Source organism: Actinomadura sp. NBRC 104425, from assembly GCF_030269545.1.
In the GTDB taxonomy this organism is placed as follows: Bacteria; Actinomycetota; Actinomycetes; order Streptosporangiales; family Streptosporangiaceae; genus Spirillospora; species Spirillospora keratinilytica.
In genome coordinates this window covers 285,728-296,553 of record NZ_BSTN01000003.1, presented here as the reverse complement: position 1 = coordinate 296,553, position 10,826 = coordinate 285,728, and the positions used below count along the sequence as shown (strand labels likewise).

The window sequence follows — 10,826 nt, the reverse complement described above, 5'->3', positions numbered from 1 at the left end:
TGGCGTTCATTGAGGGGATGTCCCGGCGATCGTCGGCGCGGCCAGCCCGCCCCGCGCCGCGGGGCCGCGGACGCTCCCGCACAGCCGCCCAGGGGGCAACATATGACATCCCGCGACGCGCCACCACATGGTGGCATACGGTTCGGGCATGGCGAGTGTGCTGGTGGTGGAGGACGACGCGAACGTCCGTACCGCCCTGATCCGGGAGCTGAGTGCGCGGTCGCACGTGGTGCGCAGCGCGGGGACCGCGATGGACGCGCTGCGCGAGGTCACCCAGACGCCGCCCGACGTGGTGATACTCGACCTCGGGCTGCCCGACCTGGACGGCGGCGAGGTGCTGAAGATGCTGCGCGGCGTGTCCGACGTGCCGGTCATCATCGCGACCGCCCGCGACGACGAGCCGGAGATCGTGCGGCTGCTCAACGCGGGCGCCGACGACTACCTGATCAAACCGTTCTCGGCCGAGCACCTGAGCGCCCGGCTCACCGCGGTGCTGCGCCGCGCGTCCCGCTCCGGCCCGACCGCCGAGCTGCGCGTGGGCGGCCTGCGCATCGACCTCGACCGCCGCGAGGTCACCCTGGACGGCGCGCCGCTGGAGCTCACCCGGCGCGAGTTCGACCTGCTGGCCTACCTGGCCGCCCGCCCCGGCCGGGTGGTGGCGCGCCGCGAGCTGCTCGCCGAGGTGTGGCGGCAGGCCTACGGCGACGACCAGACCATCGACGTCCACCTGTCCTGGCTGCGCCGCAAACTCGGCGAGACCGCCGCCAAGCCCCGCTACCTGCACACGGTGCGCGGGGTCGGCGTCCGGCTCGCCGCGCCCGACGACCGGGCGTGATCGAACCGCGGCCGGCCGCGACCCGTACGACCCGCGGGGACGGTGTCGTGGCGCGGAGGCCGGTGTGAGGCGCACGCTGGTGCTGGTGTCGCTGGCGGTCACCTCCATGGTCGCGCTGGCCTTCCTCATCCCGCTGGCGCTGACCGTCCGGGAGATCGCCCGCGACCGGGCGCTGACCACCGCCGAGCGGCAGGCCAGCGCCCTCGGACCCGTGCTCGTCGTCACCGAGGACCCGGCCGCCCTCACCCGAGCCGTCGCCAGCACCCAGGCCGGCGCCGACCGCCGGATGGCGGTGCACATGCCCGACGGCACGGTGGTGCCCGAGCAGACCGGCGGCGAGGCCGTCCGCGCCCGCCCCGAGCAGCTCGCCGAGGCCGGCCGCCGCGGCCGCTGGATGACCGCCCGCGTCTCCGGCGGGTGGGCGCTGCTGCAGCCCGTCGCGCTGGACGCGGGCCGCACCGCCGTCGTCGAGGTGTTCATCCCCGACGAGGAGCTGACCCGGGGCGTCTGGCAGGCCTGGGGCGTGATGACCGCCGTCGCCGCCGCGCTGGTCGCCGGGTCGGTCGCCGTCGCCGACCGGCTCGGCGCCCGCATGATCCGCTCCACCCGGCGGCTGGCCGCGGCGGCGGCCGCCTTCGGCGCGGGAGACCTGAGCGTCCGCATCCAACCGGACGGCCCGCCCGAGCTCATCGAGGCCGGCACCGCCTTCAACGCCATGGCCGACCACGTCGTCCAGCTGCTGGCCGCCGAACGGGAGATGGCCGCCGACCTGTCCCACCGCCTGCGCACGCCGCTGGCCGCGCTGCGGCTGAACGCCGAGGCGCTGGGCGCGGGCCCGGTGGCCGAGGCGACCCGCGAGGCCGTCGACCGCATCGAACGCGAGGTGGACCAGATCATCCGCACCGTCCGCCGCCCGCAGGGCCGCGGCAGCTGCGACGCCGCCAAGGTGCTGCGGGAGCGCGTCGAGTTCTGGTCCGTGCTGGCCGAGGACGAGGGCCGCGCCTGCGAGCTGATCGGCGCCGACCGCCCGGCGAAGCTTCCGCTGCCCGCCACCGAGCTGGCCGCCGCCGTGGACGCCCTGCTCGGCAACGTCTTCCGGCACACCCCCGAGGGCACCGGCTTCGCGGTCACCCTGCACGTCGGCGAGGGGATCACCGGGATCCTGGTCGCCGACGCGGGCCCCGGCATCGCCGACCCCGAAGCGGCCCTGCAGCGGGGCCGCAGCGGCGGCGGCTCCACCGGCCTCGGCCTGGACATCGCCCGCCGCGCCGCCGAGTCCACCGGCGGCTACCTGCGCATCCACCGCTCGGTCCTGGGCGGCGCCCAGGTCCAGATGTGGTTCCGCACCAGGTGGCTGCCCCCGCCCCGGCGCTCCCGCCGCCTGGTCCGGCGCCGCCACTCGCGCACCTGACCTCCGGCGCCGCCCGGGGCTGCCCGGGCGGCGCCGCGGCGCCCCGGCAAGGCGGCTGACCTGCGCGTATACTTCAAAAAGCCGAGGTTTTCTCCTCATAGTGAGCGCACCGGAATCCCTTGGCATCCGGTCGGCGCCGGATGGACGACCGCCGGGCGCGGGCCGGATGTTCCGGATGCGCGGAAGCGTGGACGCGGTGGAACTCGCTGGCCCGCGGACCAAGAACCTGGAGGCGGTCCCCGCCCAGACGAGGGTCGCCAAGAACGGCACTCCCGAGATCGTCTTCGGCCCCGGGGCGCTCGCCGACGTGGGCATCTGCGCACTGCGCAGCGGTGCGCGCCGCCCGTTCCTGGTGACCGATCCGGGGCTGATCGAGGCGGGCTGGGTCGCCGAGGCCGTCGGGCACCTGCGCCTGTCGGGGCTGCGTCCCGTCGTGTGGCACGACATCACGCCCAACCCCAAGGACCACGAGGTCGAGGCGGCGTTCGCCGCCTACCGGGACAGCGCCTGCGACCTGGTGATCGGCCTGGGCGGCGGGTCCTGCATCGACGCGGCCAAGAGCGTGGCGATCCTGGCCGGCAACGGCGGCCGGATCCTCGACTACGAGGGCGTCGACCTAGTCACGCGGCCGCTTCCGGTCACCATGATGGTGCCCTCCACCTCCGGCACCGGGTCGGACGTCACCCAGTTCGCGGTCATCACCGACACGGTGCACCTGGTGAAGGCCGTCATCATCAGCGAGGCGGTCGTGCCGGACATCTCGATCATCGATCCGCGGCTGCTGACCACGATGCCGGAGTGGCTGAACGCCGCGACCGGGCTGGACGCCCTCACCCACGGCATCGAGTCGTTCGTGTCGCGGGCGCACAGCCCGCTCACCGACCGGCGGGCGCTGGACGCGGTGCGCCTGGTCGCCCGGCATCTGGACCGCACCATGGACCGTCCCGAGGAGGCCGGGTCGCGGATGGCGATGGCCCAGGGTGCGCTGGAGGCCGGAATGGCCTTCACCAGCGCCATCCTCGGTGCCACCCACGCCATGAGCCACCAGGTGGGCGGCCTGCTGGACGCCCCGCACGGCGTCATCAACGGCGTGCTGCTCCCGCATGTGATCAGATTCAACGCGCAGGTGGACCCGGGCCGCTACGTCCCGCTGGCCGCCGCCGCGGGCGTCGACGTCGGCCGGTGCTCCCCGGAGGACGCCGCGCACCTGCTCGCCGACAAGGTGGAGCGGCTGGCCGACGCGGTGGGCGTGCCGTCGGGGCTGCGCGCCGTCGGGCTGACGGAGGAGGCGATCCCCCGGCTGGCGGCCACCACCCTCAAGGACGCCTGCATGGCGACCAACCCGCGCCAGGCGACCCGGGACGACGTCGAGCGGCTGTTCCGCGAGGCGCTGTGACCCTCTCCAAGAAACCGTCAAATCACCTCCAAAACAGTGGCGGGCGGCATAACTCTCGCAACGCCTAAGGCTGGGCGGCCTCTAGTGTTGCTGGCGGAATCGGAAATAGCCGCTCCTTGGAGCAAAAGGTCAGCTTTCGGAAACACGCCGGTCACGGCGCCGGGACGGCCTCGTCCGGGGGAGGAGGCTCGGTGAACAAGCGGTCGGGCGAGGGCCGGACGGCCGGACTGGTCGGCAGCGTGAGGGGCGGCAGCGAAAAACACGCCGTCCCCGGCTTGATCAGGCGCGCCCTGGGGCAGATGAGCGACGGATTCCTGTTCGTCGAGGCCGACGGGCGGATCGCCTACTCCAACGAGGCGGCCGACCGCCTGCTCGGCTGCGCGCACCGCATGATCGGGCGGCGGCTGTGGGACGTCCCGGTGTTCCGCGGCGTGCCCGAACTGGCCGACCGCTGCGGTGCGGCCATGGCCGACGACACGCCCGCCGAACTGGAGATCACCCTGCCCCGCGGCGGCTGGTGGCATCGCCTGCGCATCGTCCCGGTCCCCGGCGGCTTCACCCTCACCATCGCCGACATCACCGACCGGTCCCCGCTCGGCACCGGGCGCGGGTCCGCCGCCCGGGCCGCCGACCGCGCGGCGCTCATGGAGCAGCTCACCTGGGCCCTCGCCGAGGCCGTGACCACGCAGGACGTCGTCACCGCCTTCGCCGACAGCGTCCTGCCGGCCTTCCACGCCTCGGGGCTCATCATCGCCACGGTGGAGACCGTTCGGCTCTACCTCGTCGGCACCACCGGCTACAGCGGCGAGCTGATCGACCAGCTCTCCGGCGAACCGTTCCCCGAGAACTCGCCGATCGGGGAGGTGCTGCGGACCCGCATCCCGCTGTTCTTCGAGTCGGGCGACGAACTGGCCGCGCGCTACCCGCCGGAGACCGGCCTGTCGCTGTCCATGGACCGGGACGCCCGGGTGTTCCTGCCGCTCATCGCGTCGGGACGCGCCATCGGCGTCGGCGTCCTGTCCTTCGACCGGCCGTGCCGCCTCGGCGAGGAGGAGCGCACCCTGCTCACCGCGCTCAGCAGCCTGATCGCCCAGGCGCTGGAGCGGGCGCGCCTGTACGACGCCGCCGCCGCGCGGGCCCGGGAGCTGCAGCGCGACCTGCTGCCCCGCGACCTGCCGTCACTGCCCGCCGTCTCGGCCGCCGCCCACTACCAGCCCGCCGGGTACGGCACGGAGGTCGGCGGCGACTGGTACGACATCATCCCGCTGTCGGCCGACCGGGTCGCCCTGGTCATCGGCGACGTCATGGGCCACGGCCTGTCGGAGGCCGCCACCATGGGCCGCCTGCGCACCGCCGTGCGCACCCTGTCGGACCTCGACCTGGCCCCCGACGACATCCTCGACCGCCTCAACGGCATCGTCGGCGACCTGGGCGAGGACAGCTACGCCACCTGCCTCTACGGCATCTACGACCCGGTCACGGGCGACTTCTCCTTCGGCTGCGCAGGCCACCCGCCGCCCGCCGTCGTCTCGCCCGACGGCACCGTCACCTACCTGACGGCCGCGGCCAACCCGCCGCTGGGCGCGGCGTCCCCGCCGATCGACACCACCTCCGTCAACCTGCCCGGCGGCAGCCTGCTGGTCCTCTACACCGACGGCCTCGTCGAGGCGGCCGACCGCGACATCGACAAGGGTATGGCGCAGCTCGCGCAGGAGCTCGGCACGGCCGTGCGCGATGGGTCGGCCGCGTGCCTGGAGACGGTGTGCGACGCCCTCACCGCCGCCTGCATCCCCCTGAACCACCGGGCCGACGATGACGCCGCGCTCCTGCTCGTGCGTACGCATCGGCTCGCCTCCGACGACATCGCCTCGTGGGCGCTGCCCGAGGACCCCAAGGCCGCCGGCCAGGCCCGCGAGCTCGTCCGCCGTCAGCTGGCCGCCTGGAACCTGCCGGATCTGGTCATGACCACCGAGCTGGTGGTGAGCGAACTGGTCGGCAACGTCATCCGGCACGCCAAGGGCCCGCTGCGCGTCCGCCTCCTGCGCAGCCGCACGCTGATCTGCGAGGTGTCCGACGGCAGCCTCACCACCCCGCTGATCCGCCGCAGCGCCCCCACCGACGAGGGCGGCCGCGGCCTGCAGCTCGTCGCCGCCCTCTGCCAGCGCTGGGGCACCCGTTACACCGCCAACGGCAAGACCATCTGGACCGAGCAGCCCATCCCCGACTGAACGCCGCACGCCTCAGAACAGTCCGGGCATGTACGGCGCGCCGTTGGCCCGCACACCCGCGGTCGGCGCGTCCGCCCTGGCCGCACCACGCGGATGACCGGCCTCGGCCGCCGCCCGCAACGCAGTGGTTCCCTTGATCGCCGTGCGGGTGCCGCCCGCCGCCTCGCGGCGTCTATCCGCGTTCGACGGCTCGTTGCCCGAAGTCGTCCGGCCACGGCACGCCCAACGCCTTCCACCACCTCAGATACGGCTCGCCCAGTACGGACGGCATGGCGCCCTCCGCGGCCCACGTGGCCGAGACCTCGTCCAGGGCACCGGCGTCCACGCCGAACAGCCGCGCGGCCGCCCGCCGCGCCTCGGGAGTGTCGTTGTGCGGCAGCGCACCGGCCTGCTCGCCGATCGAAGCCGTGTGCACGGCCGTCCCGTCCGCCCCGAGCACCTCGTTGACGACCCCGTGCTCGTCGAAATCCCCGGCGACGACCGCCCGGCTTCCCCATTCCGGCATCAGCGCCCCGATCTCGCTGTAGAGCAGCGGTTCGAAATCCGCGTACACGAACACCCGCCGCCCTGCCACCAGAACGGTGCAGGCGCCCTCGACCACTTCGCCCAGCACTTTGACGAATCCTTCGGCGTCCCGCCCATCCTTCAGATCGACGACCGCCCACCCGCTGAAAGAAGACATGCCCCTGCACCCTAGGCACCCCCACCGACACACGGCCGTAGGAGAACCCCCAGCACACCGCGAGGCGCGCGCCCGGAAAACGCAGGAGCACGCGTCCGCACGTCAGCGCGTGACCGAATTGTCGCCGCGAATGGGCCCACAGAACGCGGTGGTGACCGAAGGCGCCTGGGCTGGCGTGGCCAAGTTGGCGGATGCGATCATCGGGTGGGTGAGCGACTGCACCTTCTGCGAGATCGTTGCCGGGCGGCTGCCGTCCTATCGTGTCCTCGAGGACGAGCACACGGTGGCGTTCCTCGACATCGCCCCCGCTTCGCCAGGCCACACGCTGGTCGTCCCGCGAGAACACGCCGCCGACGTCTGGACGATCTCCGAGACCGCCCACGCGCATGTCGCCGGGATGGTGCATCGAGTCGCCGCTTTGGTGAAGGCGGCGTTGGCCCCCGACGGCGTGAACGTCGTGCATTCCACCGGCGAGGCCGCCGGGCAGGAGGTTTTCCACTTCCATACCCATGTGGTCCCGCGCCGGCATGGCGATGATCTGCGGCTGATGTGGAACGCCGAGCCGGCTTCGGGCCGTGAACTCGAACAGACCTTGGAACTGATCGCTGCGGCCCGCTGACGGCGCACGCACGATCCTCGGCCATTCCGGCCCCCACCAGAGGCCACAGCCGCTCTGGTGCGCTCGCCAGCGCATTGTTCCGCCCGCGACTGGTGTCCCCGGACCCTGCATGACACAGTCCAGCGTCAGGAACGTCGCCAGGGTGATTCGCATCGTCGTGCTCCCATCGGTCGCGTGTGCCAATGGAGACAAGGGCCGCGTCCGGGACTCGTCGGAACGCGGGTGCGTCGCCGCCGCGAGGCACTGGCCGGGAGCGAAGCGCGCTGAGAGTCCCCTTCGTGTTTTGTCGGAGGTGTGCGCCAGGGTTTTGCCATGGACTGGAGACCATGGCTGACCACGTGGAGCGAGGAGTGGATCAGCTGCAGCGAGCCCGACGAGCTCGATCCGGACGTGGTGCGCGACGGATGGCTCGGGTTCGCTCCGGCGACTGCTGAGGCCGTCGCCGCCGCGGAGGAACGGCTCGGGACGCGTCTGCCGCCGTCCTACCGCGAGTTCCTGCTGACCACCGACGGCTGGCGCAACGCGGGGATCTTCGTGTGGCGCATGCGCGGCACGTCCGATCTCGGCTGGGTGCGCGACCTGGAGCCGTACTGGCAGGACTGGGACGAGCTCGCCGACGACGAGCACGGCGGCGGCGACGGTCCGATCAGCCGGGGGCTGCTGATCTCCCTGGAGACGGACTCGGGCATCCTCTACCTCGACCCGGGGGACGTGGACGAGAACGGCGAGTGGGCCGCCTACAACCTGTTCTCCTGGCGTGCCGAGCCGCCCAGGCGCTTCCCGTCGTTCACCGCGCTCATGCAGGACCTGTACGCCGAGTTCCACTGGATGCGCCGCCCCGAGGGCGCGACGCGCGACTCGTGGGCGGCCAAGGTGGAACAGGCGCGCCGCGACGCCCTCGGCGGTGACGTCGACGGCGCCGAGGCCGTCCTGGCGCAGGCCGAGCGCTTCGGCCACGCGCGGGCCACCGTTCTTCGCGCGCAGATCCTGCTGCTTCTCGGACGCACCTACGAGGCCGAACAGCTCCTGAGGCAACTGCTGCACCCCTCGTTCACCCCCGACGGGTTCCTCTCCGATCCGCTGTTCACCGAGGAGTTCCTGCCCCTGTTGTTCGTCGAGCACGGGCAGGTCAGTTCGCCCAACCGCAACTCCATCCTGCAGACGGCGGTCGGCGGCGACCCCGAACTCGTGGTCCTCGTCGCCGAGTACCAGGCGCGCCTGCGCCGATCCGAGTGCCGGCCGGACTACGGCAACCCCGAGTTCACCGAGCTCGTCCGTGCGGCGCTGGACCGGCACGCGGGCGATCCGGACGCCCTGTGGCGGGCCGTCGGCGACGCGGTGCCCCGCTGGCGGCCGAGATCCACCGACCACATCGCGCCGGTCGTGCTGCTCACCGAGCCGGTCCTGGCCGAGACGCTCACCCCCGAACGCGGCCGCGCCCTGCTGTCTCGGCCCAAAGGTGACCGCTGATGGTGTCCCCGCTAGCCGCGACGACGTCGCCATGGAAATGATCATTGAGGCATGCGGCGACGACCACGACTTCCCCGACGCCGACGTCCTGGAGCCCACCGGCACCGAGACCGATCCGCACGGCCGCACCGTCAACATCCGCCGCGTCCCCTGCCGTCGCTGCGGAACGCTCAGCGTCACCCGGTGGTATCCGCCCCCCGACTCCGCCGACGCGACCGCCTGTGTCTCAGTGGCCGCCACCGTCAGGCACGAACGGCCCGAGCCGGGCGACGTGCCGGGGGTCGCCGAACGCGCGCTCCAGATGACCGACGAGGAGTACGCCGCCGCCCTCGCCCGGCACGGCTTCCCCGAAGGCGTCCCGTCCTGGTTCGCCCCGGACCGCCGCACCACCGCGACCCCCCAGCGCCTCGACCTGACCCTGCGCGTCCGGGCGGGCCAGTTCGTCCTGATCGACAAGGGCCGATCGCTCGGCGAGATCATCCCCGTCCCCCCGCACGCCGAGTCCGCGGGCGAGCTGATCGACGCCGTCCCCGGTGCGGCGCTGCTGTGGGCGCCCGTCCACGACGGCGACCTCCCGCTGACCGTCCTGATCTCACCGGCCGACCCGGGGCCCGACCGCTCGTACCCCCGCATCGCAGAACTGAGCTGCCGCTTCCACACCGGTTACGTCACCCTCCACGAGCCGGCCGGACGCGCCCTGGACCTGCCGCCGCTGCCCGCCGGGCACGGCGACTACCGCCTGCGCTTCCACACCGCCGGCACCCGGGGCCTGCTGCAGATCTGGAACCGGCCCCGCACCGGGCCCCGCGCCATCGTCTGACCCGTGCCGAGCGGGCGCTGTGGTGGCTTTCCGCCGTCATGTCATGCGGAAACCGCAGGTGGGGGCATGCGCATCATTACGGCGGGCGGAGCCCCGGGCCTGGCGCTCCGTGCCCATGAGGGGAACATTGATCGAGGTCCCGCACCGGGTCCCATGCGCCACCTGGAACGCTTCGCCGCCGAGCCGCGCCCGATCGGCGGCGCGGCCGGCGAGCGCGCCAAGAACTACCTGGTGGAGCAGTTGCGGGCGGCGGGGCTGCCGGTACAGACGCAGCGGGCGGCCGGGGCCAACGCGTCCAGGGGGCCGGCGTCGTTCGGGCAGGTCCGCAACGTGGTGGCGACGCGGCCCGGTACCGACCCGACCGGGACCCCGCGAGGACGGCGGACTCGTGGCCGTCACCCGCACGTACACCCGCTGAGACGCCGCCTGCGATCCGTGCGTTACCGCAGGTCGATGCAGACTCCTCGTCCAACAGCGGAGTCTCGGAGTGGACCGGGATAAGAGTGGCTCAGGCGTTCCCTAAGCGAGCCTTAAGAGCGGTCACCGAGGGGGCCGGGCGGCTTAGCGTCGTGGGTGTCACAGCAAGACTTTCGGCGGAGGTGCAGAGGCTGGAGAGCAGAGCGAACGTCGGCTGAGGTTCCGACCCGAGGTTCCTGATTGAGACAGGCGGCTGGCCCGCACGACCCCTTCAAACCGCTCTGGGGGCGTGCGGGCCAGAGCCGTTTCATGGGGGTGCGGGGGAGTCAGTCGCGGGGGAGGGCGCCGTGCAGGAGCAGGCGGAAGGCGTCGGCGGTGCCCGTGGCGGTGGTGTCGCCCGTGGACAGGCGGCGGACGGCCAGGCCGTAGAGCATGGCGACGACGGCGGGGGCGTGGCGTTCGGCGTCGGGGATGCCCAGGGCGGTCAGGACGGCGGTGGCGAGGCGGTCGTAGGCCTCGACGGAGCGGGTCGAGGTGGCGCGGACGGCGGGGTCGCGGGCCGCGTGCAGGTGCAGTTCGAGGTTGGCGAGCTGCTCGGGGCCGTAGGAGAACTCGACGATGGCCTTCTCCACCTCGTCGGCGGCCTGGTCGGCGTCGATGCCCGCGGTGCGCAGGCGTTCGACCCGGGCGGTGATCCGGGCGATCTCCTCGTCGACGAAGGTGTGCAGGGCCTCCCGGAGCAGGTCGGACTGGTTCGGGAAGTGGTAGGTCAGCGAGCCGAGGGAGACGCCGGCCGCGCGGGCGACGGCGCGGTTGGTCACGGCGCCGACGCCCTGCTCGCCGATCAGGCGCAGGGCGGCGTGCAGGATGCGGTCACGGGCGTTCATCGCAGACCAGTCTTCCGGATCGGGAGGTGTTCCCGTTATCGTTCGTTCGAACGAACGATAC

At 72.9% G+C, this 10,826-nt stretch carries 9 protein-coding genes; 7 read left to right on the top strand and 2 right to left on the bottom strand.

Annotated features, from left to right (window positions below; all coding sequences use genetic code 11):
- The first annotated feature begins 148 nt into the window (after positions 1-148).
- The 4 genes from QSK22_RS07155 to QSK22_RS07140 all read left to right on the top strand — a co-directional run bounded on the left by QSK22_RS07155 (position 149) and on the right by QSK22_RS07140 (position 5,870).
- The gene (locus QSK22_RS07155) at positions 149-835 is read left to right on the top strand and encodes a response regulator transcription factor (protein ID WP_285493194.1); all 687 of its coding nucleotides are present in this window, start codon (positions 149-151) and stop codon (positions 833-835) included.
- 64 nt (positions 836-899) lie between these two features.
- Positions 900-2,246: an ATP-binding protein gene (locus QSK22_RS07150; protein ID WP_285493193.1), complete on the top strand. Its 1,347-nt coding sequence runs from the start codon at positions 900-902 to the stop codon at positions 2,244-2,246.
- Positions 2,247-2,442: 196 nt separating this feature from the next.
- Positions 2,443-3,642, top strand: a complete 1,200-nt coding sequence (locus QSK22_RS07145) for an iron-containing alcohol dehydrogenase (protein WP_285493192.1) — start codon at positions 2,443-2,445, stop codon at positions 3,640-3,642.
- Positions 3,643-3,833: 191 nt separating this feature from the next.
- On the top strand, positions 3,834-5,870 hold the full coding sequence (locus tag QSK22_RS07140; protein WP_285493191.1) for an ATP-binding SpoIIE family protein phosphatase: 2,037 nt from the start codon (positions 3,834-3,836) through the stop codon (positions 5,868-5,870).
- 172 nt (positions 5,871-6,042) lie between these two features.
- On the opposite strand, the gene QSK22_RS07135 is transcribed toward QSK22_RS07140, so the two are convergent.
- The gene (locus tag QSK22_RS07135; RefSeq protein ID WP_285493190.1) at positions 6,043-6,552 is read right to left on the bottom strand and encodes a hypothetical protein; all 510 of its coding nucleotides are present in this window, start codon (positions 6,550-6,552) and stop codon (positions 6,043-6,045) included.
- Between the two features lie 109 nt (positions 6,553-6,661).
- Between QSK22_RS07135 and QSK22_RS07130 the strand changes: the two genes are divergently transcribed.
- The 3 genes from QSK22_RS07130 (at position 6,662) to QSK22_RS07120 (ending at position 9,461) form a co-directional block, all read left to right on the top strand.
- Entirely contained in the window at positions 6,662-7,171 is a 510-nt protein-coding gene (locus tag QSK22_RS07130; RefSeq protein WP_285493189.1) for an HIT family protein, read from the top strand.
- 312 nt (positions 7,172-7,483) lie between these two features.
- A complete protein-coding gene (locus tag QSK22_RS07125; RefSeq protein WP_285493188.1) occupies positions 7,484-8,641 on the top strand; it encodes an SMI1/KNR4 family protein in 1,158 nt (385 codons plus the stop codon).
- A gap of 31 nt (positions 8,642-8,672) precedes the next feature.
- The gene (locus QSK22_RS07120; RefSeq protein WP_285493187.1) at positions 8,673-9,461 is read left to right on the top strand and encodes a hypothetical protein; all 789 of its coding nucleotides are present in this window, start codon (positions 8,673-8,675) and stop codon (positions 9,459-9,461) included.
- Between the two features lie 743 nt (positions 9,462-10,204).
- Here the strand turns inward: QSK22_RS07120 and QSK22_RS07115 are convergent.
- Complete coding sequence (locus QSK22_RS07115) at positions 10,205-10,765, bottom strand: TetR/AcrR family transcriptional regulator (RefSeq protein ID WP_285493186.1); 561 nt, start codon at positions 10,763-10,765, stop codon at positions 10,205-10,207.
- Positions 10,766-10,826 lie beyond the last annotated feature (61 nt).

Coding starts and splice junctions, on each gene's coding strand:
- QSK22_RS07155 (WP_285493194.1), top strand. CDS start 149: ATGGCGAGTGTGCTGGTGGTGGAGGACGACGCGAACGTCCGTACCGCC.
- QSK22_RS07135 (WP_285493190.1), bottom strand. CDS start 6,552: ATGTCTTCTTTCAGCGGGTGGGCGGTCGTCGATCTGAAGGATGGGCGG.
- QSK22_RS07125 (WP_285493188.1), top strand. CDS start 7,484: ATGGACTGGAGACCATGGCTGACCACGTGGAGCGAGGAGTGGATCAGC.
- QSK22_RS07120 (WP_285493187.1), top strand. CDS start 8,673: ATGGAAATGATCATTGAGGCATGCGGCGACGACCACGACTTCCCCGAC.
- QSK22_RS07115 (WP_285493186.1), bottom strand. CDS start 10,765: ATGAACGCCCGTGACCGCATCCTGCACGCCGCCCTGCGCCTGATCGGC.